Origin of the sequence: Acidovorax sp., from assembly GCF_047607405.1 — a bacterium.
Taxonomy (GTDB): domain Bacteria; phylum Pseudomonadota; class Gammaproteobacteria; order Burkholderiales; family Burkholderiaceae_C; genus Acidovorax.
The window spans coordinates 1-21,683 of sequence record NZ_JASGDA010000065.1; the positions used below are offsets into that span (position 1 = coordinate 1).

Sequence of the window (21,683 nt, forward strand, 5' to 3'; positions counted from 1 at the left end):
CGCGCAGCAGCGCGGCCAGCGGGCGGCCCGTGGCGGCAGCGCCCCTGGCGGCTGCGGGCGCCCGCGCCTCGAAGCGGATCAGCGCCATGCAGGCCATGGACAGCAGCGCCACCGCCGCCAGCGCCACGTAGGCCCCCGCGAACGGCACGGGCAGCAGCGTGCGCGTGGCGCTGGCGAGGTTGGGGCCCGCCACCGCGCCCAGCAGGCCGCCCGCCAGCACCAGCGACACGGCCTTTTCGCGGAACGCGGGCGCGGCCAGTTCCGCCGCCGCGAAGCGGTAGAGCTGCCCGTTGGCGCTGTAGTAGCCCGCGATGACCGTGGCCGTACACAGCAGCCAGAAGCTGCCCGCGAACGCCGCCCAGGTACACAGCAAGGCCGAGGCGAGCGCCACCGCCAGCCCGATCTGGAACGACACCTGCCGCCCCCAGCGCGCCTGGCTGCGCGCCACCAGCGCGGTGGACAGCGCCCCGCCCACCACGTAGCCCATGACGGGCAGCGTCGCCATCCAGCCGTGGGGCGCGAGCTGCAGGCCCACCAGCCCGTTGATGGCGATGAAGACCACGTTGTTCGTCAGAAAGAGGCCCTGGCACAGCGCCAGCAGCCACAGGTTCTTGTTCATGGGAGGACGGGAAAGGGGTGGATCAACGCGCCGCCGGGCTCCGCAGGGCCGAGATGGGCGCGGCGGCGGCCACACGGTTGCGGCCCAGCGCCTTGGCGGTGTAGAGCGCCTGGTCGGCGCGCTCCAGCGTGTGCTCCACCGCGTCGCCGGGCAGGTGCTGCGCCAGGCCCGCCGATACCGTCATGCGCAGCGGGCCGCTGGTGGTGGGCAGCGCCAGCGCGGCCACGGCCAGGCGGATGCGGTCGAGCAGGGCGCGCGCGTCGTCCGGCTGGGTGTCGGCGAGCATCAGCACGAACTCCTCGCCGCCCCAGCGCGCCAGCACGTCGGTGTCGCGCATGTTGGCGCGCACGGTGTCGGCGAAGGCTTGCAGCGCCCGGTCGCCGGTGGCGTGGCCGTGGGTGTCGTTGATGGGCTTGAAGTGGTCGATGTCGAGCTGCGCCAGCACCAGGGGGCGGCCGTTGCGCAGGCTGCGGCGGTGCTCCAGCTCCATCAGCTCCAGCATGGCGCGGCGGTTCAGCAGCCCCGTGAGCTCGTCGCGCGTGGCAATGCTGCTGATGCGCGCCAGCGCCTGGGCCAGCTCGTGCTTCTGGCGGCGCAGGTGCTCGCGCGTGGACTGCACGCGGGTGGTCAGGAAGGTGCCGCTGAGCAGCACGATGGCGATCATGACCAGGTAGGCCGCCGCCAGCGCGGGCGAGTACCCCGGATCGCCGCGCCAGGCGCTCACGACCGAGGCGATGCCGAACACGGCCAGGCCGTAGAACAGCACGCCCAGCATCTGGCGCGTGGACAGCCCGAAGATGCCGAACATCAGCGTCACTGCCAGGATGGGCGGCGTGATGCCGCGCGCGGGCCCGGCAATGGCGTAGGCCACGGCGTTGCAGGCGATGGCGTAGAACATCTGCGCCTGCGTGAGCGAGGGGTCGCGCAGGCGGCGCGACCAGCCGCTGCGGATGAGCACGTAGAAGACCACCAGCCCGGCGGCGCAAAACAGCGTCCACCACAGCACGGGGCGGTGGTCGGGCACCACGCCCGCGAAGGCCAGGCCGTTCATCAGCACGATGCAGCAGACCATGATGAGGGTCGCCAGGCTGGTCATCGCCAGGCGGATGCGCTGGCGCTTGTCGGTGGTCAGCACCCAGTCGATGCAGCGCCGCCAGCGGCGGGAGGTGGACACGATGTCTTCTCCTCGTAGGAACGGAGAGCGTCGTTACGCGATGGGCGCGATTCTAGGCTTCAAAGGGTGAGCGCCGCCAGCGCCGCCAGGGGCGCGGTCTCGGCGCGCAGCACGCGCGGGCCCAGCGTGACAGGCGCGAAGCCGTGCGCCAGGGCCAGGTCTTCCTCGGCGCCGCTGAGGCCGCCCTCGGGCCCCGAGAGGAACACCACCGGCCCCTGCCCCGCTGCCGCCACGCGCAGCGGCGCCGTGCCTTCGCGCAGCGACAGCAGCAGGCGCTGTGCGGCAACGGCAGGCGCGCGCAGCCACGCCGCCAGATCGGCCGCGCCATGCACCACGGGCACGCGGTTGCGTCCGCACTGCTCGCAGGCGGCCACGGCCACGGCCTGCCAGTGGGCGATCTTCTTGTCGGCGCGCTCGCCCTTGAGCCTGAGCACGCTGCGCTCGGCCGCCAGCGGCGTGATGCTGGCCACGCCCAGCTCGGCGGCTTTCTCCACCAGCCAGTCCATGCGCTCGTTGGCGGTGATGCCCGCCAGCAGGTGGATGGCGCGCGGCGCCTCGCGCTCGACGGCATGGTGCGTGCCCACCTGCACGCGCACGCTGCTGCGGCCCATGTGCAGCACGGCGGCCTCGAACTCGCCGCCCGCGCCGTTGAACAGCGTCAGCGCGTCGCCCGGCTGCAGGCGCAGCACCTGCACGTGGCGCGCGGCGCCGGGGGGCAAGTCCAGCTCGGCGCCGGTGGCAAGCGGCTCGGGGCAATGGAAACGGGGCATTTGCTATGAATTATATAGCTACATGCGCTTGCTGCATAAGCGCTAGAGGCCAATTTGGCTATACACGCCCGTAGGCGAAGCCCACCACCGGCTCGGTGCCTTCGACCTGGTCGATCAGGCGCAGCAGCGGCGCCAGCTCGCGGTAGCGGCTGGCCGTGGCGCGGATGTAGGCGATGAAGCGCGGCGCGTCGGCCAGGTACTTGGGCTTGCCGTCGCGCAGCGTCAGGCGCGCGAAGATGCCCGCGACCTTCAGGTGGCGCTGCAGGCCCATCCATTCCACGGCGCGGTAGAACTCGCCGAAGTCTTCCCCCCACGCGCCCAGCAGGCCCGCCTTGCGCGCCTTTTCCCAGTAGCGCACGGTGATGTCGATGACGAAGTCCTCTTCCCAGCTGATGAAGGCGTCGCGCAGCAGGCTGGCGATGTCGTAGGTAATGGGGCCATGGACGGCGTCCTGGAAGTCCAGCACGCCCAAAGGGCTGCCCGCCATCAGGTTGCGCATCATGAAGTCGCGGTGGACATAGACACTGGGCGCGGCCAGGTTGTGTACCACGATGGCGTCGAAGGCGCTGGCAAGCAGGGCCTGTTGCTTGTCGTCCAGGGTGACGTTGCGGTGCCTGGCCAGGTACCAGTCGGGGAACAGCGCCAGCTCGCGCCGCAGCAACGCCTCGTCATACGGCGGCAGCACGCCGGGCCTGGACGCCTTCTGCCAGTCCAGCAGCACGTCCGTGGCCTGCACGTACCAGCCGTGGGCGGCCTGGGGCTTGGCCGGGTCCAGCCGCTCGATGACGGTCTCGCCGCCCAGGTCGGACAGCAGCATGAAGCCGTGGGCCTCGTCGAAGGCCAGGATGTGCGGCACGTTCAGCCCGGCGGCGGCCATCAGGCCCTGCACCTGCACGAAGGGGCGGCAGTTCTCCTTGTCGGGCGGCGCGTCCATGACGATGCGGCGCGCGCCGTCGGCGGCGTCGATGCGCAGGTAGCGCCGAAAGCTCGCGTCCGCCGAGGCCGGGCGCAGCGTGGCGTGCAGCAGGCCGTGGGTCTGCGCCAGGGGCGCGAGCCAGGCCTCGAAGGCCGCCTGGCGGGCCGCGTCGGGCCAGGCGACGGGGTGGGGGGATGCGGAAGAAGGGGGCGGAAGGCTCATGGATAATCCCATTCTACAAATCCGTCCCCGCCTTTCTTCCGGCCCCACCGCCCTTGTCCGTGCACCGCTTTCGCCAGCCCGCTACCCTGCTCAAGCCCCTTCCCCTGGCCCGCGCCGTGGCGCTGGCCTGGTGCGGCCTGCCGCTGGCCGCGCTGTCGCAGGCCAGCGCCTGGGACGAGCCGCCCCCGCTGCGCGCCTCGCCCCAGCTGCAAGAGAAGATCCCCGAGGCCGTGCGGCCCCAGCTGCCGGTGTTCGTGCGCGGCGACCGCATCGAGGGCCAGACCGACATCAGCGCCACCGTGGAAGGCAACGCCGAGCTGCGCCGGGGCGACACCGTGATCCGCGCCGACCGCCTGGACTACGACGTGCCCGAGGACCTGGCCAAGGCCCGCGGCAACGTGCGCATCAACCGTGCGGGCAACGTCTATGAAGGCACGGCGCTGGAGCTGCGCGTGGACGCGTTCGAGGGCTTCTTCAGCGACGCGCGCTACCGCTTCCTGGCGACGCAGGCGCATGGCGAGGCCACGCGCGTGGACTTCATCGACCGGGACCGCGCCGTGGTACGCCACGCCACCTACACCACCTGCGAGCGCGGCAACGAGGAAAGCTGGCGCCCCGACTGGGTGCTGCGCGCCGACGCCATCCACCTGGACAACGAGGAGGAGGTGGGCACAGCCGACGGCGCGGTGCTGGAGTTCAAGGGCATGCCCGTCCTGCCCATACCGCACATCAGCTTTCCGCTGTCGGACAAGCGCAAGTCCGGCCTGCTGCCGCCCACCATCAGCATCGACAGCAGCGACGGGCTGTCGTACTCGCAGCCCTACTACTGGAACATCGCGCCCAACCGCGACGCCACGCTGCACGCCGACCTCATGACCAAGCGCGGCGCCAACCTGGGCGGCGAGTTCCGCTACCTGGAGCCCAGCTACCACGGCCAGATCAGCGCCGACGTGATGCCCAGCGACCGGCTGCGCGACCGACTGCGCTGGGGCTTCACGGGCCAGCACAGCGGCACCATCGACTCCGCCATTGGCGCGCTGGGCCTGAACATCAACGTCAACCGCGTGAGCGACGACAACTACTGGCGCGACTTCGGCCGCGCCGCCGAGCCGCTGCGCCAGCGCCTGCTGCCAGGCGACGCCACCCTGTCCTGGGCCCAGGGCGACATGGCGGCGCAGGTGCGTACCCTCAAGTGGCAGACGCTGCAGGACGTGACGGCGCCCATCGTGCCGCCCTACGACCGCATGCCGCAGCTGCAGTGGCGCTACACGCCCTCGAACCTGGGCGGCGGGCTGGACGCGAGCGTGGAGCTGGACTCCACGCGCTTTCAGGCCGCGCGCGAACTCACGGGCCAGCCCAACGCCCAGCGCAGCTACGCCCTGGCGCAGATCAGCCGCCCGTTCCTCGCGCCCGGCGGCTTCATCACGCCGCGCCTGCAGCTGCATGCCACGCAGTACCAGTTCGACACGCCGCTGGCCAACGGCGCCCGCACCGCCAGCCGCGCCCTGCCCACGTTCAGCCTGGACAGCGGGCTGGTGTTCGAGCGCGACGCCTCGTACTTCGGCCGCGCCTTCGTGCAGACGCTGGAGCCGCGCGCCTTCTACACCTACACACCCTACCGCGACCAGAGCTACCTGCCCGTGTATGACACGGCGGCCAACGACTTCAACTTCGCCACCGTCTTCACCGAGAACGCCTACGGCGGCAACGACCGCATCGCCGACAACAACCTGCTCACCCTGGGCCTGATCACCCGCCTGCTGGACCCGAACACCGGCGCCGAGGCCGCGCGCTTCGGCATCGCCCAGCGCGTGCGCTTCTCCGACCAGAACGTCACCCTGCCCGGCGAGACGGCGGTGAGCGAGCGCCTGTCGGACGTGCTGCTGGGCGCGGGCATCACATGGTCGCCCCGGTGGGCCTTCGACTCCACGGTGCAGTACAACCCCAAGACGGGCCGCTCCATCCGCTCCACCGTCAGCGCGCACTACAGCCCCGGCAGCTACCGCACCGTGAGCGCCGCCTACCGCTTCCAGAAGGACAACAGCGAGCAGATCGACATCGGCTGGCAGTGGCCGCTGGGCGACTTGTGGGGCGACAAGGGCAAGGACCTGGGCCCGGGCCGCGGCCAGGGCGGAGGCCGCTGGTACGCCGTGGGCCGTCTCAACTACAGCCTGCAGGAGCGCAAGCTCGTGGACACCGTGGTGGGCCTGGAGTACGACAGCTGCTGCTGGATAGGCCGCGTGGTGCTGGAGCGCCTGCAAAGCGGCGTCACCACGGCCAACACCCGCCTGCTGTTCCAGATCGAGTTCGTGGGCTTCTCGCGCCTGAGCCTGGGCTCCAGCCCGCTGGACACCCTCAAGCAGTACGTGCCGCGCTACCAGAACCTGCGTGAACAAGCGTCCACGCCCAGCCGATTCAGTAACTATGACTAGCATGAACCACCGCGCAAACCACCGCGTCATGGCCCTGGCCGCCCTGGCCATCTTTCTGGTGCAAGGCGCCGCCGCGCAGGGCCTGCGCCCCTCGGGCGCTTCGTCGCCGGGCATGGGCCTGCCGCGCTCCGCAGCCACGCTGCCCACGCCGCAGGAAAGCGCCGCCCAGCGCCAGGCCGACAACATCGTGGCCCTGGTCAATTCCGAGCCCGTCACCAACAACGAGGTGCGCGCGCGCCTGGCCCGGGCCGAGGCCCAGCTCGCCCAGCAGGGCGGCGCCATGCCTCCCCGCGACCTGCTGGCGCGCGAGGTGCTGGAGCGCCTGATCGTCGAGCGCGTGCAGCTGCAGCAGGCGCGCGAAGTCGGCGTCAAGGTGGACGACTTCACCGTCACGCAGGCCGAGCAGGGTGTGGCCCGCCAGAACAACATGAGCACGGACGAGCTGTACCGGCGCCTCGCGCGCGACGGCGTGGGCCGCGAGCGCTTCCGCGAGGAGCTGCGCGACCAGCTCGTGTTGCAGCGCCTGCGCGAGCGCGAGGTCGAGTCGCGCGTGAAGGTCACCGACCTGGACATCGACCAGTACCTGCGCGAGCAGCAGCAGAGCCAGAGCGCCGCGTCCATGGAAATCAACCTCGGCCACGTCCTGGTGATCGTGCCCGAGAACGCGCCCCCGGCCCTGGTGGCCGAGCGCCAGGCGCGCGTGCAGCAGGCGGCCGACAAGATCCGCGCGGGCGAGGACTTCGCCGCCGTGGCGCGCGAATACTCCGACGCCGCCGAGGCCCGCAACGCGGGCGGCCTGCTGGGCCTGCGCCCGGTTGACCGCTACCCCGAGCTGTTCGTCAGCTCCACGCAGGGCGTTCCGGTGGGCGGCGTCGTGGGGCCGGTGCGCTCGCCTGCGGGCTTTCACATCCTCAAGGTGGTGGAGCGCACGAACGCGGGCCTGCCCACCACCGTGGTGCAAAGCCATGCGCGCCACATCCTGCTGCGCACCGGCCCGCAGCTGACCGAATCCGCCGCCGCCGAGCGCCTGGCCGACTACCGCCGCCGCGTGCTGGCGGGCCAGGCCGACTTCGCCACGCTGGCGCGCGAGCATTCGCAGGACGGCAGCGCCAAGGAAGGCGGCGACCTGGGCTGGGCCAACCCTGGGCGCTACGTACCCGAGTTCGAGGAAGCCATGAACGCCCTGAAGCCCGGCGGCATCAGCGAGCCGGTGGCCTCGCGCTTTGGCGTCCACCTGATCCAGCTGCTGGAGCGCCGCGAGGCCAAGCTGACCCAGCGCGAGCAGCGCGACATGGCGCGCAGCACCGTGCGCGAGAAGAAGCTCGACGAGGCCTATGCGACCTGGGTGCAGGAATTGAGGGGCCGGGCCTACGTCGAGTACCGCGACGCACCCCAATGACATTTCTTCGGCCATGAAGCACATCCCCCGCAAGCGCTTCGGCCAGCACTTCCTCTCCGACGCCGGCATCATCGACGCCATCGTGCGGGCCATCGCCCCGCAGCCGGGCCAGCCCATGGTGGAGATCGGCCCCGGCCTCGCGGCACTGACCCAGCCCCTGGTCGAGCGCCTGGGCCGCCTCACCGTCATCGAGCTGGACCGCGACCTGGCCGCCCGCCTGCGCGCGCACGGCCAATTGAGCGTGATCGAATCCGATGTGCTGAAAGTGGACTTTACCCAAGTGGCGCAAGCGCTGGGCGCTCCTAAAATCAGAGTGGTGGGCAACCTGCCCTACAACATCTCCACGCCCATCCTGTTCCACCTGCTGGCGCACGTGCAGGCCGTGCAAGACCAGCACTTCATGCTGCAAAAGGAAGTGATCGACCGCATGGTGGCCGTGCCTGCCACGGGCGACTACGGGCGGCTTTCGGTCATGCTGCAGTGGCGCTATGCCATGGAAAACGTGCTGTTCGTGCCGCCCGAGAGCTTCGAGCCGCCCCCGCGCGTGGACAGCGCCGTGGTGCGCATGGTGCCCCGCGCGGAACCCGCGCCCCTGTCGGCGCCCGTGCTGGAAGAACTGGTGCAGGTGGCCTTCAGCCAGCGCCGCAAGCTGCTGCGCCACACCCTGGGCCGCTGGCTGGAAGGGCGCGGCTTCGCGGGCCGCTTCGACACCCAGCGCCGCGCCGAGGAAGTACCCGTGGCCGAATACGTGGCCCTGGCGCAAGAATGCTCTTGATTTTATAGCTGCCAGCGCTTGCTGGATAAGCGCTGGAGCCCTATTTGACCTGAAAATCAGGCGGCAGAAAGCCAGTAGCTGGAGTTGAAGGGGCTGCTCATGCGCAGCGCCATTGGCGACACGTCCACGAGCTTGTCGGTGGGCATCTTCTCCGCTTCGGGGTCGGCGCTGCTGATCTCGATGCCCTGGACGGTGCTGCCGCCGGTGTTAGCCTCGTTCGCCCGTTCTGCTTGGCTGGTGGATGCAGAACGGGCTACAGAAAAGAATAGAAGCACCGGAATGGAATCTTGCGGTCGCCCCAGTAGTCGGCGGCGTCGCGGAAGATGTCCAGGAGCTGCTCGCGCGCCTCCTTGTCGAACTTGCCCGTGGCCGGGATCTGCTCCAGCACCACGATGAAGCCCGGCTGCGGGCCCGACTTGTGCAGCGGGTCGGTCATGCAGTCGTACAGCGCGTCGAAGTTCTTGCCGAAGTGCGACGGAAAGGTGAACTGCGCGGCGATCAGGTCCAGCACGTCCTGCTTGGACTGCGCGTGGGCCAGGTTGGCGTACAGGAAGTGGTGGCCCATGGCGGTGGCGGCGTCCTGCAGGTCCTGCACGCGGAAGGCGCGGATGGACTGCACGATGTTGGTGCGCACGCCTCGCAGGGGCGTTTCCAGGTCTTTACTACGAAGTGGCGTCTGCATCTCCGCTGCTCTTTCTTTATAAAGTCCAAAAACTTCTGGCATTGCGCAGGCCCGTGCGTCGGCATGGCCTGCGGGTGGGGTGTTCGACAAGAGGGACATCGTCACGGTTCGATGATTTCGCGAAAACTGGCGTAGTGGTCGCTGGTGTAGTAGCAGGCGTCCGGAGTCCGGGGCTTGCCGCCGCACACGATGCGCCGGGCTCCCCGGTCGCGCGATCCTGGTGTTCTGACGGTGTACTCGCGCCAGTAGCCCCGCTTGTGGACGGGCAGCAGGCGCTCGCGGTTGCCGAAGACCGATCCGTCCTTGTCGTACGGAAAGGGACCGACCTCACGAATCAGCGCGTAGGTTGCGCGCCCTTGGGGCGGCAACTCGGCCAGTGCGATGGGGGTGGTGGTGCCGCCGCTGGGTGGGGGCTTGCGGGCATGCCCCGCAACCGGGGACAACGCGAATGCAACACCCAAAACACACAAAAACCCTGCCTTGCGCGCCCGGGCGGCTACAGCCTTCAGCATCAACGAACCTTTCAGAAACTACGGGTTAACCCGAAATTTCGACCCGCTAGTGTGACCGAATGGCGCCCAAAAAGCAAGCGCCTGCACAAAGATTGGGCAGGCGCTCAGGGGGTTGGCAGGCGTATTAAGTTAGCACTTGCTCTTTGTGAGCGGCTTATCGTGAAACGTTGGCATCCGCCACGGTCAGCGCCGTCATGTTGACGATGCGGCGCACGGTGGCGCTGGGCGTGAGGATATGCACCGGCTTGGCGGCGCCCAGCAGCACGGGGCCGATGGCGATGCCCCCGCCTGCGGCGGTCTTGAGCAGGTTGTAGGCGATGTTGGCGGCGTCGATGTTCGGAAACACCAGCAGGTTGGCGTCGCCCGTCAGATCGCTGCCGGGCATGACGGCGGCGCGGGCCTTGCCGTCCAGCGCCAGGTCGCCGTGCATCTCGCCGTCCACTTCCAGCCAGGGCGCCTGCTGGCGCAGCAGCGCGAGCGTGCGGCGCATCTTCACGGCGCTGGGCTGGTCGCTGGTGCCGAAGCTGGAGTGCGACAGCAGCGCGGCCTTGGGGGTGATGCCGAAGCGCATCATCTCCTCGGCGGCCAGCACGGTGATCTCGCACAGCTCCTCGGGCGTGGGGTCGTAGTTGACGTGGGTGTCCACCAGGAACACCTGGCGCCCCGGCAGCATCAGGCCGTTCATGCAGGCATAGACGGGCACGTCCTGCGCCGTGCTGTCGGCGCCGCCCGCGTGCTTGCCGATCACCTGGTCGATGTAGTGCAGATGGTTGGCGGTGGTGCCCCAGGTGCCGCAGATCAGGCCGTCCACCTCGCCCTTGTGCAGCATCATGGCGCCGATGAGCGTGAGGCGGCGGCGCATCTCGATCTTGGCGACCTGCTGGGTGATGCCCTTGCGCTCGGTCATGCGGTGGTAGGTCTGCCAGAAATCGCGGTAGCGGTGGTCGAAGTCGGTGTTGACCACGTCGTAGTCCACGCCTTCCCGCAGGCGCAGGCCGAACTTCTCGATGCGCTGCGCGATGATGGCCGGGCGGCCGATCAGCGTGGGGCGGGCCACGTTCTCGTCCACCACGATCTGCGCGGCGCGCAGCACGCGCTCCTCCTCGCCCTCGGAGTACGCGATGCGCTTTCTGGCGGCGTTGCGCGCGGCGTCGAAGATGGGCTTCATCGTCGTGCCGGAGGCATAGACGAAAGTCTGCAGCCGGTCGCGGTAGGCGTCCATGTCCGCGATGGGGCGCCGGGCCACGCCGCTGTCCATGGCGGCCTGGGCCACGGCGGGCGCGATCTTCATCATCAGGCGCGGGTCGAACGGCTTGGGGATCAGGTACTCGGGGCCGAACGAGAGCTTCTCGCCCACGTACGCCGCCGCCACCACCTCGCTCTGCTCGGCCTGGGCCAGCTCGGCGATGGCGTGGACGGCTGCGATCTCCATCTCGTCGGTGATGGTGGTCGCGCCGCAGTCCAGCGCGCCCCGGAAGATGTACGGGAAACAGAGAACGTTGTTGACCTGGTTGGGGTAGTCCGACCGGCCCGTGGCCATGATGATGTCGCCGCGCACGCTGTGCGCCAGCTCGGGCGTGATCTCGGGGTTGGGGTTGGCCAGCGCGAAGATGACGGGGCGCTCGGCCATGGTGGCCACCATCTCGGCCTTCAGCACGTTGCCCGCCGACAGGCCCAGGAACACGTCCGCGCCCACCATCACCTCGGCCAGCTTGCGCGCGTCGGTCTTCTGCATGAACTGGCGCTTGTCGTCGTCCATCAGCTCCGTGCGGCCTTCATAGACCACGCCGGCCAGGTCGGTCACGAACACGTTCTTGCGCTGCACGCCCACCTTGAGCAGCAGGTTCAGGCAGGCCAGCGCCGCCGCGCCCGCGCCGCTGGTGACCAGTTTCACGTCCTCGATCTTCTTGCCCGCCACCTTCAGCGCGTTCACCATCGCCGCCGCCACGGTGATGGCCGTGCCGTGCTGGTCGTCGTGGAAGACGGGGATCTTCATGCGCCGGCGCAGCTCGCGCTCCACGTAGAAGCAGTCGGGCGCCTTGATGTCTTCGAGGTTGATGGCGCCGAAGGTCGGCTCCAGCGCGGCGATCACCTCCACCAGCCGGGCCGGGTCTTTTTCGTCGATCTCGATGTCGAACACGTCCACCCCGGCGAACTTCTTGAACAGCACGCCCTTGCCTTCCATCACCGGCTTGGACGCCAGCGCGCCGATGTCGCCCAGCCCCAGCACGGCGGTGCCGTTGCTGATGACGGCCACCAGGTTGCCGCGCGCGGTGTAGCGGAAGGCGGCCGCCGGGTCTTTCACGATCTCCTCGCAGGGCGCGGCCACGCCGGGCGAGTAGGCCAGCGCCAGGTCGTGCTGGTTGACCATCTGCTTGGTGGCGGCGATGGCGATCTTGCCGGGCTTGGGGAACTCGTGGTAGTCGAGCGCTGCCTGGCGCAACTGGGCCCGGCGTTCGTTGAGGTCGGTGCTGGTGTTCTCGCTGGACATGGTGGACGATCCTCGTCTCCGATAGTGGATGCGATTGTAGGGCGCACGGTTGCGCGAATCGGGTGGGTCGGGCAGCTGTGATCGGGATGCGCGCAATGGGGCGTACATTCCTTCATTTCGCCCCACCAGAAACCAGGAGACACCATGCCCTTCACCCTTCCCGACCAGATCGCCACCCGCCCCATCGCCGTGCTGGGCGCGGGCACGCTGGGCCGCCGCATCGCGCTGATGCTGGCCACGCGCGGCGCCGAGGTGCGCCTGTACGCCCGCAGCGCCGCCACGCGCGACGCGGGCGTGGCCTATGCGCGCGAGCAGCTGCCCGGCGTGCTGGCCAAGGTGCCGGGCAGCACGGCAGGCACCATCGTGCCCGTGGACAACCTGGCCGATGCGCTCCAGGGCGCGTGGCTGGTGGTGGAGTCGGTGCCCGAGGAGCTGGCGCTGAAGAAGGACATCTTCCGCCAGATCGACGCGCTGGCCGCGCCGGACGCGATCCTGGCGAGCAACTCGTCGTCCTACCCGTCGAGCGAATTCGCGGGCAGCGTGCAGAACCCCGCGCGGCTGCTGAACACGCACTTCCTGATGCCGCCGGACATCAACCCCGTGGAGCTGATGGGCTGCGGCCAGACCGACCCGGCCATCATCGCGCTGCTGAAGGAGCTGCTGCCCGGCTACGGCCTCACGCCCTACGTGGTGCGCCGCGAGAGCATGGGCTTCATCTTCAACCGCATCTGGGCCGCCATCAAGCGCGAGACGCTGGCCGTGGTGGCCGAGGGCGTGGCCACCACGCAGGAGGTGGACGCGATCTACGCGCAGGCGACCGGCTTGCCGTACGGCCCCTGTCGGCTGATGGACGCGGTGGGGCTGGACGTGGTGCTCGCCATCGAGGAGCACTACGCGCAGAAATACGCCGGGCGCGTGGGGCTGCCCGAAGAACCGCGCGCCCTGCTGCGCCAACTGGTGGCCGAAGGCCGCCTGGGCGCCAAGAGCGGCCGGGGCCTGTACGACGACTACCCGCCTGCCGCGCAGTGATCCTCAGCGGCTGCTCGGAAAGCTGAACACCGCCCCTTCGCGCACGCCCGCCGAGGGCCAGCGCTGCGTGATGGTCTTGCGCTTGGTGTAGAAGCGCACGGCATCCGGTCCGTAGGCGTGCAGATCGCCGAACAGCGAGCGCTTCCAGCCGCCGAAGGAGTGGTAGGCCACCGGCACGGGCAGCGGCACGTTCACGCCCACCATGCCGACCTGGATGTGGTCGGTGAACCAGCGCGCGGCCTCGCCGTCGCGGGTGAAGATGCAGGTGCCGTTGCCGTATTCGTGGTCGTCGATGAGTTGCATCGCCTCCTGCAGCGTCTTCACGCGCACCACGCCGAGCACGGGGCCGAAGATTTCTTCCTGGTAGATCTTCATGCCGGGCTTCACGCCATCGAACAGGCAGGCGCCGAGGAAGTAGCCGTCCTCATGGCCCGGCACCTTCACGCCACGGCCATCGACGACCAGCCTGGCGCCCTCGGCCACGCCGCTGTCCACGTAGGCCTTCACCTTATCGAAGTGCTGCTTCGTCACCAGCGGGCCCATGTCGTTGCCGTTGTCGGTGCCGGGGCCGACCTTCATCCTGGCGATCTCCGCTGTCAGGCCCTCGATCACCTTGTCCGCCGTTGCGTCGCCCACGGCCACCACCAGCGGGATCGCCATGCAGCGCTCGCCGCACGAGCCATAGGCTGCGCCCATGAGCGCGCTCACGGCGTTGCCGATGTCGGCGTCGGGCATGACGATGGCGTGGTTCTTCGCGCCGCCCAGGGCCTGCACGCGCTTGCCGTGCTTGCAGCCTTCCGAATAGATGTATTCGGCAATGGGCGTGGAGCCGACGAAGCTCACGGCCTTCACGCGCGGGTCTTGCAGCAGCGTATCCACCGCCAGCTTGTCGCCGTTGACCACGTTCAGCACGCCGGGCGGCAGGCCCGCTTCCAGCGCCAGTTGGGCAATGAACAGGGCCGACGACGGGTCGCGCTCGGAGGGCTTGAGCACGAAGGTGTTGCCGCAGGCCACGGCCATGGGCCACATCCACAGCGGCACCATCGCGGGGAAGTTGAACGGCGTGATGCCCGCCGTCACGCCCAGCGCCTGGAACTCGCTCCATGAATCGATGCCGGGGCCGACGTTGCGGCTGTGCTCACCCTTGAGCAGCTCGGGCGCATAGCTCGCGTACTCCACGTTCTCGATGCCGCGCTGCAGCTCGCCATGCGCGTCGGCCAGCACCTTGCCGTGCTCGGCGGTGATGAGGGCGGCGATCTTGTCGGCGTTTTCTTCGAGCAGCACCTTCAGCTTGGCTAAAACCCGCGCGCGCTTGAGCGGCGGCGTGTTGCGCCAGGCGGGGAAGGCTTTCTCTGCGGACGCGATGGCGGCCTCGACGGTGGCCTGGCTCGCCAGCGCCACGTTCAGCGTCGATTGCCCCGTGGCGGGGTTGAACACGGGCTGCGTGCGCTCGGTGTCGGCGACGATTTGGCCGTCGATCAGGTGGCCCACGGTCTGGGTTACGGGTTTGTCGTGTTGCATAGAAATAATGGTCAAAAGTGCATCTAGCGCTTATGCAGCAAGCACATGCAGCTATGAAAAAATGAGTATCAGGCCGTCTCGGTCAGCGCGTCGCCCAGGGCGCTCACCAGGCGCTCGATCTCGGCCTCGGTGCTGATGAAGGGCGGCGCGAGCTGGATCGTGTCGCCGCCGTAGCGCACGTAAAAGCCTTTGTCCCAGCACTTCATGGCGATCTCGTAAGGCCGCTTGGCAGGCTCGCCCGGCAGCGCGGCAATGGTGATGCCCGCCGCCAGGCCGTAGTTGCGGATGTCCGCCACGTGCTTGGCGCCCTTCAGGCTGTGTACGGCGTTCTCGAAGAACGGCGCCAGCGCCTTCACCCGCGCGGGCATGTCCTCTTTTTGCAGGATCTCCAGCACCGCGTTGCCCGCCGCGCAGGCCACGGGGTGGGCCGAGTAGGTGTAGCCGTGCGCGAACTCCAGCATGTACTCCGGCCCGCCCGCCGCCATGAAGGTGTCGTAGATCTCCTTGGCCACGATGCAGCCGCCCAGGGGCTGCGCGCCGTTGGTCACCTGCTTGGCGAAGTTCATGATGTCCGGCGTCACGCCGAAGGCGTCCGCGCCCGTCCACGCGCCGCAGCGGCCAAAGCCCGTGATCACCTCGTCGAAGATCAGCAGGATGTTGTTCTGCGTGCAGATCTCGCGGATGCGTTCCAGATAGCCCTTGGGCGGAATCACCACGCCCGCCGAGCCGCTGAACGGCTCCACGATCACGGCGGCGATGTTGCTCGCGTCGTGCAGCGCGATCACGTCCAGCAGCCGGTCGGCCAGCGCGCGGCCATCGGTGTCCGGCATGCCCTTGAAGAACGAGCCCACGGGCGGCTGCGTGTGCGGGATGTGGTCGGCCTCGATGCCCTGCCCGAACAGCTTGCGGTTGCCGACGATGCCGCCCACCGAGATGCCGCCGTAGTTCACGCCGTGGTAGCCCTTCTCGCGCCCGATCAGCCGCGTCTTGCCCGCCTGGCCCTTGGCGCGCCAGTAGGCGCGCGCCATCTTGAGCGATGTATCGGCCGCCTCGGAGCCCGAGCCGGTGAAGAACACGTGGTCCAGCCCCGCAGGCGTCAAGCTCTTGAGGCGATTGGCCAGCTCGAACGAGGCCGGGTGGCCGAACTGGAACGCGGGCGCGTAGTCCAGCGTGGCAGCCGCGCGGCCAATGGCCTGCGCCACCTCGCTGCGGCCATGGCCCAGGCCCGAGCACCACAGGCCCGACAGGCCGTCAAAAATCTTGCGGCCATCCGCATCGGTGTAGTAGGCGCCCTGCCCGCCCACGATCATGCGCGGCCTGGCCTTGAAGTCGCGGTTGCCCGTGAAGGGCATCCAGTGCGCGTCGAGCCAGGCGGCGTCCATGCGCGGGGCGGTGGCGGATTCGTCGATGACGGCAAAAGACATGGCGGTTTCCTCGGATTGGTGCTGATGAATAGGAGTCAAATCGGCCTTTGGCCATTGTCAGGCAAGCACAGGCAGCTATCAATTTTGACGAGACTGCGCATACTGCGCCGCCGCGCCCAGCGGGTGCTCGGCGTAGAACATGCCGCCGTGGTAGAGCAGCGGCGAGGCGCCCGCGCGGTGGCTGCAGCACTCCACCTCGCCCACGAAGATGGTGTGGTCGCCCTCCACGTACTGGCTGCGATTGAAGCACTCGAACACGGCCGCCGCGCCCGCCAGTACGGGCGCGCCCGCGATGCCGGGGCGGTGCTCCACGCCGGTCCAGCGGTCCATGCCAGGGGTGGCGAAGCGCTCGGCCAGCGCCAGCTGGTCGGCGGACAGCACGTTGATGGCGTAGTGCGAGCCCTTGGAAAACGCCGCCAGCGACGACGCCTTGTGCGCCAGGCTCCACAGCACCAGCGGCGGCGCCAGGGACACCGAATTGAACGAGCTGGCCGTCATGCCCACCAGCTCGCCCTGTGCGCCGCGCGCGGTGACGATGGTCACGCCCGTGGCGAACATGCCCAGCGCGTCGCGGAACTCGCGGGACGAAAAGCCGGGCGGGCGGGCGGCGGTGGGGCGGGGCGCGGAGCTGGTCACGAAGGCACGGGGCCGAAAGGCTGGGTGGACGGGATGGCCAATTATGGTCCGGCCCCCGCCGCCATGCCCAGAAAGCCGAAGTCCATCGCGGGCCGCTCGCCGCTGATGAGTTCGGCCAGCGCCTTGCCCGAGCCCGCGCCGTGCGTCCAGCCCAGCGTGCCGTGGCCCGCGTTGACCCACAGCCTGCCCACGCGGGTGCGGCCTATGAAGGGGATGTTGGTGGGGGTGGCCGGGCGCAGCCCCGTCCAGTACTGGGGGTTGCCGCCTTCCTCGGGCGTGCGGGTGTCGCACACGCCGGGCAATATCTCCTCGACGCGGCGCGACAGCATGTGGCAGCGGGCGCGGGCCAGGGGGCTGTCGAGCGTCAGGTCCCAGCCGTTCAGCTCGATGGTGCCTGCCACGCGCAGGTAGTTGCCCAGGCGGGTCATGGCGATCTTCTTGCCGTCGTCGATGGTGGAGACCATGGGCGCGCCCTCGGGCCTGCGCAGCGGGAAGGTGGCGCTGTAGCCCTTGCCGGGGTAGATGGGCAGGCTCACGCCCACGCTGCGCAGCAGCGGCGCGCTGTAGCTGCCGCAGGCGACCACGATGGCGTCGCCTTTCAATATAGGGTCTTTTTGGCCTCCAACGCTTGTCTGGCAAGCACGGACAGCTACTGAATCTATAGCACCGCCCGTTTTGTTCAGCCGCACCACGTCGTGCCCGTACAGGAGCTGCGCGCCGCGCTCGGCGCAGTGGCGGGCGAGCTGCTGGGTGAACATGCGCGCGTCGCCGCTCTCGTCGGTGCTGGTGTAGGTGCCGCCGGTGATCTGGTCGCGGTAGGCGCTGAAGGCGGGCTCGATGCGCAGCAGCTCGTCGCGGCTGACCAGGCGGCGCTGCACGCCGTGCTGGCGCATGATTTCTACCGCGTGGCCCGCGTCGTCGAACGACTTCTGGTCGGTGTAGAAGTGGGCGATGCCGCGCGTGAGGCGGTGGTATTCGATGCCGGTGGCGGCCACCACGTCCTTGAGCGCCGCGTGGCTGTACGCGCCCAGCGCCACGATCTGCGCCACGTTGCGGGCAAAGGCGGCGTCGTTGCACTGCGCCAGGAACTGCAGGCCCCAGCGCCATTGCTGCCATCCCTCACCAATGGGGAGCTGCGGGCGAAACAGCAGCGGGGCCTCTTTGTCGAACATCCATTTCAGCGCCTTCCACGGCGCCTGGCGGTTGGCCCAGGGCTCGCAGTAGCTCACCGAGATCTGGCCCGCGTTGGCAAAGCTGGTCTCCAGCGCCGCGTCGCCCTGGCGGTCCACCACGGTGACCTCGTGGCCGCGCTCCAGCAGGTGCCATGCGGTGCTGATGCCGATGATGCCCGCGCCCAGAATGATGATTTTCATGGGGCCGCAGTGTCCGCCACATTGCGCCCGACTAAAAGCAAAATTAAACTCCATCCAAAATCATCAGCACGCCTAATGACATGAGCACCTACGACCCCGCTGCCCTGGAGTGCCTGGCCGCCATCGTCGAGGAGGGCGGCTTCGAGCGCGCCGCGCAGCGCCTGAACGTCACGCAGTCGGCCGTATCGCAGCGCCTGCGCGCGCTGGAGGCGCAGGTCGGCTCGGTGCTCATCGTGCGCAGCAGGCCGCTCAAGCCCACGTCGGCGGGGCAGTTGCTGCTCAAGCACACCAAGCAGCTGCGCCTGCTGCGTGCCGACCTGGAGCGCGATTTGCAGGAGCTGGCCCCCAGCGCCCCCGGCGGCGCGCGCGAGGACGAGCGCATCTCCATCGCCATCAACGCCGACAGCATCGCCACCTGGGCCTTGCCCGCGCTGCACGACCTGGTGCGCCAGCGCGTGCCGCTGGAGATCATTGCCGACGACCAGGACTTCACGCAGGAATGGCTGCGCTCGGGCCAGGTGCTGGGCTGCGTCACCACGCTCCGGCAGGCCCTGCGCGGCTGCAAGATGGTGCCGCTGGGCGCCATGCCCTACGTGGCCGTGGCCTCGGCCGCGTTCGCGCGCGAGCACTTGCCGCAGGGGCTGACGCCGCACAACTTTCGCAGCGTGCCGTTCCTGTCGTTCAACCGCAAGGACGACATGGCGGCAGAGTTCGTCGCCCGCGCCTTCGGGCTGAAGCGCGCGGCGCTCAGCCACCTGTTCGTGCCAGGCTCCGAAGCCCAGATGCGCGCCGTGGCCGCGGGCTGGGCCGTGGGCGTGGTGCCCGAGCTGCTGGCCCGCACGGCCATCGCCGACGGCAGCATGGTGGACCTGGCGCCGGGCCGGTCGCTGCCGGTGCAGCTGTACTGGCACTGCTGGAACCTGGAGTCCGAGCTGCTGGACGCGCTGACCGCCGCGCTCACGGCCGCCGCCGCGCAGGCGCTGGTTGCATAGAATGAAAGCCATGCCAACGCAGCAGCAGCCCCCGAAAGTCTCGTTCAAGGAACAGATGCACCAGGCGCGCGAGGACGCCATCCTGCGCTCCACCTGCCAGCTGCTGGGCGCCAAGCCGTTCGACGCCATGACCATGGACGACGTGGCCGCCGCCGTGGGCATCGCCAAGGCCAGCCTGTACAAGCACTTTTGCAGCAAGGAAGAACTGTGCAGCGCCGCCATGGTGAAGCTGCTGGACAACGTGTACGCCTACCTGGCCGGGCTGCCCGCCGAGACCCCGCCGCAGGACAAGCTGCACGCGCTGGTGCGCTGGTCGCTGGAGCACCTGATGACCAACGAGATGCCGCTGCTGCCGGGCCGCAACTCCACGCTGCGCGCGGTGCTGATGGCGAACCAGGGCTACCTCGACCGCCTGGAAGCCGTGAGCTGCCAGGTCCACGCATGGATCGTCGAGGCCCAGGCGCAGGGCAGCATCCAGCCCGCGCTGCCGCCCAAGGTGGTGCTCTACACCCTGTACGCGCGGGCCTGCGACCCGGTGGTGAGCTTCTTGAAGGAAAGCGGCGAGTACACCGACGCAGAGATCGTGGACCTGGTGGTGCGCATCTGTTTCGATGGGCTTGCTGCACGGTAAGGCTCCGCCCACAAGGCAAAAAAGCCCGGCGTGCCGGGCTTTTGCGTTTTCAGGCGTGCAGGGTCAGCGCACGATGAGCACCGGCACCTTGCTGTGGGCCAGCACCTGGGTCGTCACCGAGCCCATGACCAGCGTCGCCAGCGCGCCGTGGCCGTGCGAGCCCATGACCAGCAGGTCGTAATTGCCCGCCTCGGCCACCCTGCCGATGGTCTCGCCAATGGGGCCGACCTTGACGATGCGCTGGGCGTCCACGCCGTGGCGTCCCAGGAACTTGCACACGGGCGCCAGCACCTTGTCGGCCTCTTCGGCGTGGTAGCTGTCCACGGCGGTTTTTCCCAGGGCCGCGCGTGCGCGGGCGGGCAGCGGGGCCTGCACGGTCAGCACGGTGTACTGGCTGGAGGGGCCCAGCAGCGCCTCGTGGGTCGCCAGGTAGGCCAGCATTTTCTTGGTGTAGGCGCTGCCATCGACAGCGAGCAGGACGTTCATGGTGTCGCTCCGTAAAAGGATGAATGCGGTCAGGCTAGCGTGCGCGGACTGTTGTTGTCTTGACCTGGGTCATTCTTCTGGCACCTGCGCGGGCGGGCGCCCATCATACGGCGGCGCGTTCATGCCTCGGGAAACGCCTGCCGCGCCGACCGCGCCAGCGCCCGCAGCAGCCAGTCCATCGCGGCCTGCTGCGGCCCGCGCCTGCGCCACAGCGCGTCCACGTGGACGGCGGGTACGTCCAGCGGCAGGGCGCGCTGCACCAGCGCGCCCGCGATGCCCGTCACCGGCACGAAATGCCGGGGCAGCACGGTCAGCAGGTCCGAGCCCGACACCACGCGCCCCGCCGTGAAGAACTGGTTGACCGTGATGACCACCTTGCGCTCGCGGCCCAGCGCGGCCAGCGCCTCGTCGATGAAGCCGAAGGGGCGGCCCGAAAAGCTCACCAGCATGTGCCGCGCCGCGCAGTAGGCGTCCAGCGTCAGCGGCGCGGTGGCCAGCGGGTGGCCCTGGCGCATCACGCACACGTATTCGCCGTCGTACAGGCGGCGGCTTTCAAAGGCCACAGCGCCGCCCGACTGCGCGCGCGCCGTCAGGTCTGCCAGCACGGCGGGGAAGTAGCCCACGGCCATGTCGGCGGCCTCGTCGTCCAGCAGGCGGCGCGGGTCGCGCGTGGTCAGCGGCAGCACGCGCACCGACAGCCCGGGCGCCTCGCGCTCGATGATGGACACCAGCGGCGGCACCAGCGTGGCCGCCGTGGCGTCGGCCATCGCCAGCACGAAGGTGGACTCGGCCGTGGCGGGCTCGAAGCGCCCCGGCGCCAGCGACTGCTGCAACTGCGCCAGCGCCTCTCGCACCGGCGGCCACAGCGCCAGCGCGCGCGGCGTGGGCTCCACGCCCTGACCGCTGCGCACCACCAGCTCGTCGCCCACGGCATCGCGCAGGCGCCGCATGGCGTTGCTCACGGCGGGCTGCGTCAGCGACAGCTTGCGCGCCGCCCGCGTCAGGCTGCGTTCGGCCATCACCTCGTCGAACACGCGCAGCAGGTTCAGGTCCAGGGAGCGGAAGTTGATCATCATCACCACCGTGAATATCGGTGATTCAAAATATAAACTTGAATAAATACAGGGTAAACCCTAATATTCAGTCACTACCCAAAGGGGAGAAAGAAATGACCAGCTTCGTCCACGTTCACTATCCGACCGAACACCCCGGCGTCGTCCGCGCCGAAAACGCCGTGGCCGCGCTCAAGGGCGCCGCGTCCCGCTTCGATGGCGCCCGTGGCGCCGCCACCCTGCTGCTGGCCGCCGTGGTCGCGGCGCTGCTGGTGGTCGCCAACCAGGTCATCGACACCTGGAGCGAAGGCCACCTGCTGGCAGGCTGGATGGTGCTGTGGCTGGTGGCCTTCGCCGCCCTGGCCCTGCTGGCCGCCCCGGCGCGCCGCGCGGGTGTGGCGCTGCGCACCGCAGCGCTGTCCTGGGCCGAGAACCGCCGCAACGCCGTCGAGGACGCGCGCATGTGGGAGGTGGCCTTGAAGGACCGCCGCGTGATGGCCGAGCTGATGTGCCGTGACTGAATTGTTGAAGTCAAATTGGCCTCTAG

Annotated in this window: 20 protein-coding genes and 1 pseudogene; 7 read left to right on the forward strand and 14 right to left on the reverse strand. The window is 69.2% G+C overall.

The features are described from left to right. The 4 genes and pseudogenes from QM569_RS07545 to QM569_RS07560 form a co-directional block, all read right to left on the reverse strand. A pseudogene (locus tag QM569_RS07545) lies at positions 1-619 on the reverse strand (MFS transporter); the annotation flags it as partial. Positions 620-641: 22 nt separating this feature from the next. Next, positions 642-1,793 (reverse strand): diguanylate cyclase, encoded by a 1,152-nt coding sequence (locus QM569_RS07550; protein ID WP_414986615.1) that lies wholly within the window; start codon positions 1,791-1,793, stop codon positions 642-644. Positions 1,794-1,852: 59 nt separating this feature from the next. Continuing rightward, complete coding sequence (locus QM569_RS07555; RefSeq protein ID WP_414986616.1) at positions 1,853-2,563, reverse strand: 16S rRNA (uracil(1498)-N(3))-methyltransferase; 711 nt, start codon at positions 2,561-2,563, stop codon at positions 1,853-1,855. Positions 2,564-2,621: 58 nt separating this feature from the next. Continuing rightward, positions 2,622-3,701: an aminoglycoside phosphotransferase family protein gene (locus tag QM569_RS07560; RefSeq protein ID WP_414986617.1), complete on the reverse strand. Its 1,080-nt coding sequence runs from the start codon at positions 3,699-3,701 to the stop codon at positions 2,622-2,624. On the opposite strand from QM569_RS07560, the gene QM569_RS07565 reads away from it, so the two are divergent. The 3 genes from QM569_RS07565 to rsmA are packed head-to-tail and all read left to right on the forward strand — an operon-like array spanning position 3,674 to position 8,307. Continuing rightward, positions 3,674-6,133, forward strand: a complete 2,460-nt coding sequence (locus QM569_RS07565; RefSeq protein ID WP_414986618.1) for an LPS-assembly protein LptD — start codon at positions 3,674-3,676, stop codon at positions 6,131-6,133. The two genes, QM569_RS07560 and QM569_RS07565, sit on opposite strands and share 28 nt — an antisense overlap. A gap of 1 nt (position 6,134) precedes the next feature. After that, the gene (locus QM569_RS07570; protein WP_414986619.1) at positions 6,135-7,532 is read left to right on the forward strand and encodes a peptidylprolyl isomerase; all 1,398 of its coding nucleotides are present in this window, start codon (positions 6,135-6,137) and stop codon (positions 7,530-7,532) included. Between the two features lie 13 nt (positions 7,533-7,545). Next, complete coding sequence (gene rsmA / locus QM569_RS07575; RefSeq protein WP_414986620.1) at positions 7,546-8,307, forward strand: 16S rRNA (adenine(1518)-N(6)/adenine(1519)-N(6))-dimethyltransferase RsmA; 762 nt, start codon at positions 7,546-7,548, stop codon at positions 8,305-8,307. A 56-nt stretch (positions 8,308-8,363) separates the two neighbouring features. On the opposite strand, the gene QM569_RS07580 is transcribed toward rsmA, so the two are convergent. From QM569_RS07580 to QM569_RS07595, 4 genes are all read right to left on the reverse strand, one after another. After that, positions 8,364-8,582 carry a hypothetical protein gene (locus QM569_RS07580; RefSeq protein WP_414986621.1) on the reverse strand — a complete coding sequence of 73 codons (219 nt, stop codon included), beginning with the start codon at positions 8,580-8,582 and terminating at the stop codon, positions 8,364-8,366. Continuing rightward, entirely contained in the window at positions 8,561-8,989 is a 429-nt protein-coding gene (locus QM569_RS07585) for a barstar family protein (RefSeq protein WP_414986622.1), read from the reverse strand. Before QM569_RS07585 ends, QM569_RS07580 begins: the two co-directional genes overlap by 22 nt. Before the next feature lie 101 nt (positions 8,990-9,090). Further along, complete coding sequence (locus QM569_RS07590) at positions 9,091-9,501, reverse strand: ribonuclease domain-containing protein (protein ID WP_414986623.1); 411 nt, start codon at positions 9,499-9,501, stop codon at positions 9,091-9,093. A 154-nt stretch (positions 9,502-9,655) separates the two neighbouring features. Then, positions 9,656-11,992: an NADP-dependent malic enzyme gene (locus QM569_RS07595; RefSeq protein WP_414986624.1), complete on the reverse strand. Its 2,337-nt coding sequence runs from the start codon at positions 11,990-11,992 to the stop codon at positions 9,656-9,658. A gap of 144 nt (positions 11,993-12,136) precedes the next feature. On the opposite strand from QM569_RS07595, the gene QM569_RS07600 reads away from it, so the two are divergent. Continuing rightward, positions 12,137-13,021, forward strand: a complete 885-nt coding sequence (locus QM569_RS07600) for a 3-hydroxyacyl-CoA dehydrogenase family protein (protein ID WP_414986625.1) — start codon at positions 12,137-12,139, stop codon at positions 13,019-13,021. Positions 13,022-13,024: 3 nt separating this feature from the next. On the opposite strand, the gene QM569_RS07605 is transcribed toward QM569_RS07600, so the two are convergent. The 4 genes from QM569_RS07605 to QM569_RS07620 all read right to left on the reverse strand — a co-directional run bounded on the left by QM569_RS07605 (position 13,025) and on the right by QM569_RS07620 (position 17,975). Next, entirely contained in the window at positions 13,025-14,542 is a 1,518-nt protein-coding gene (locus tag QM569_RS07605; protein WP_414986626.1) for a CoA-acylating methylmalonate-semialdehyde dehydrogenase, read from the reverse strand. A gap of 68 nt (positions 14,543-14,610) precedes the next feature. After that, positions 14,611-15,966, reverse strand: coding sequence for an aspartate aminotransferase family protein (locus QM569_RS07610; protein WP_414986627.1), 1,356 nt, complete (start codon positions 15,964-15,966; stop codon positions 14,611-14,613). Between the two features lie 78 nt (positions 15,967-16,044). Further along, positions 16,045-16,602, reverse strand: coding sequence for a flavin reductase family protein (locus tag QM569_RS07615; protein WP_414986628.1), 558 nt, complete (start codon positions 16,600-16,602; stop codon positions 16,045-16,047). A 41-nt stretch (positions 16,603-16,643) separates the two neighbouring features. Beyond that, positions 16,644-17,975 carry a D-amino acid dehydrogenase gene (locus tag QM569_RS07620; protein WP_414986629.1) on the reverse strand — a complete coding sequence of 444 codons (1,332 nt, stop codon included), beginning with the start codon at positions 17,973-17,975 and terminating at the stop codon, positions 16,644-16,646. Positions 17,976-18,055: 80 nt separating this feature from the next. Here QM569_RS07620 and QM569_RS07625 point away from each other — a divergent pair, with 80 nt between their 5' ends. Beyond that, the gene (locus tag QM569_RS07625; protein ID WP_414986630.1) at positions 18,056-18,967 is read left to right on the forward strand and encodes a LysR family transcriptional regulator ArgP; all 912 of its coding nucleotides are present in this window, start codon (positions 18,056-18,058) and stop codon (positions 18,965-18,967) included. A 10-nt stretch (positions 18,968-18,977) separates the two neighbouring features. Beyond that, on the forward strand, positions 18,978-19,598 hold the full coding sequence (locus QM569_RS07630) for a TetR/AcrR family transcriptional regulator (RefSeq protein ID WP_414986631.1): 621 nt from the start codon (positions 18,978-18,980) through the stop codon (positions 19,596-19,598). Positions 19,599-19,661: 63 nt separating this feature from the next. Here QM569_RS07630 and QM569_RS07635 read toward each other — a convergent pair whose 3' ends face one another. Together QM569_RS07635 and QM569_RS07640 are read right to left on the reverse strand one after the other, a co-directional pair. Next, on the reverse strand, positions 19,662-20,084 hold the full coding sequence (locus QM569_RS07635) for a universal stress protein (RefSeq protein WP_414986632.1): 423 nt from the start codon (positions 20,082-20,084) through the stop codon (positions 19,662-19,664). A gap of 119 nt (positions 20,085-20,203) precedes the next feature. Then, complete coding sequence (locus QM569_RS07640; RefSeq protein ID WP_414986633.1) at positions 20,204-21,163, reverse strand: LysR family transcriptional regulator; 960 nt, start codon at positions 21,161-21,163, stop codon at positions 20,204-20,206. Positions 21,164-21,252: 89 nt separating this feature from the next. Between QM569_RS07640 and QM569_RS07645 the strand changes: the two genes are divergently transcribed. Further along, on the forward strand, positions 21,253-21,657 hold the full coding sequence (locus tag QM569_RS07645) for a hypothetical protein (protein ID WP_414986634.1): 405 nt from the start codon (positions 21,253-21,255) through the stop codon (positions 21,655-21,657). Positions 21,658-21,683 lie beyond the last annotated feature (26 nt).

Coding starts and splice junctions, on each gene's coding strand:
- QM569_RS07570 (WP_414986619.1), top strand. CDS start 6,135: ATGAACCACCGCGCAAACCACCGCGTCATGGCCCTGGCCGCCCTGGCC.
- QM569_RS07610 (WP_414986627.1), bottom strand. CDS start 15,966: ATGTCTTTTGCCGTCATCGACGAATCCGCCACCGCCCCGCGCATGGAC.
- QM569_RS07605 (WP_414986626.1), bottom strand. CDS start 14,542: ATGCAACACGACAAACCCGTAACCCAGACCGTGGGCCACCTGATCGAC.
- QM569_RS07645 (WP_414986634.1), top strand. CDS start 21,253: ATGACCAGCTTCGTCCACGTTCACTATCCGACCGAACACCCCGGCGTC.
- QM569_RS07590 (WP_414986623.1), bottom strand. CDS start 9,501: ATGCTGAAGGCTGTAGCCGCCCGGGCGCGCAAGGCAGGGTTTTTGTGT.
- QM569_RS07635 (WP_414986632.1), bottom strand. CDS start 20,084: ATGAACGTCCTGCTCGCTGTCGATGGCAGCGCCTACACCAAGAAAATG.
- QM569_RS07565 (WP_414986618.1), top strand. CDS start 3,674: ATGCGGAAGAAGGGGGCGGAAGGCTCATGGATAATCCCATTCTACAAA.
- QM569_RS07595 (WP_414986624.1), bottom strand. CDS start 11,992: ATGTCCAGCGAGAACACCAGCACCGACCTCAACGAACGCCGGGCCCAG.
- rsmA (WP_414986620.1), top strand. CDS start 7,546: ATGAAGCACATCCCCCGCAAGCGCTTCGGCCAGCACTTCCTCTCCGAC.
- QM569_RS07620 (WP_414986629.1), bottom strand. CDS start 17,975: ATGAAAATCATCATTCTGGGCGCGGGCATCATCGGCATCAGCACCGCA.
- QM569_RS07585 (WP_414986622.1), bottom strand. CDS start 8,989: ATGCAGACGCCACTTCGTAGTAAAGACCTGGAAACGCCCCTGCGAGGC.
- QM569_RS07630 (WP_414986631.1), top strand. CDS start 18,978: ATGCCAACGCAGCAGCAGCCCCCGAAAGTCTCGTTCAAGGAACAGATG.
- QM569_RS07600 (WP_414986625.1), top strand. CDS start 12,137: ATGCCCTTCACCCTTCCCGACCAGATCGCCACCCGCCCCATCGCCGTG.
- QM569_RS07555 (WP_414986616.1), bottom strand. CDS start 2,563: ATGCCCCGTTTCCATTGCCCCGAGCCGCTTGCCACCGGCGCCGAGCTG.
- QM569_RS07625 (WP_414986630.1), top strand. CDS start 18,056: ATGAGCACCTACGACCCCGCTGCCCTGGAGTGCCTGGCCGCCATCGTC.
- QM569_RS07560 (WP_414986617.1), bottom strand. CDS start 3,701: ATGAGCCTTCCGCCCCCTTCTTCCGCATCCCCCCACCCCGTCGCCTGG.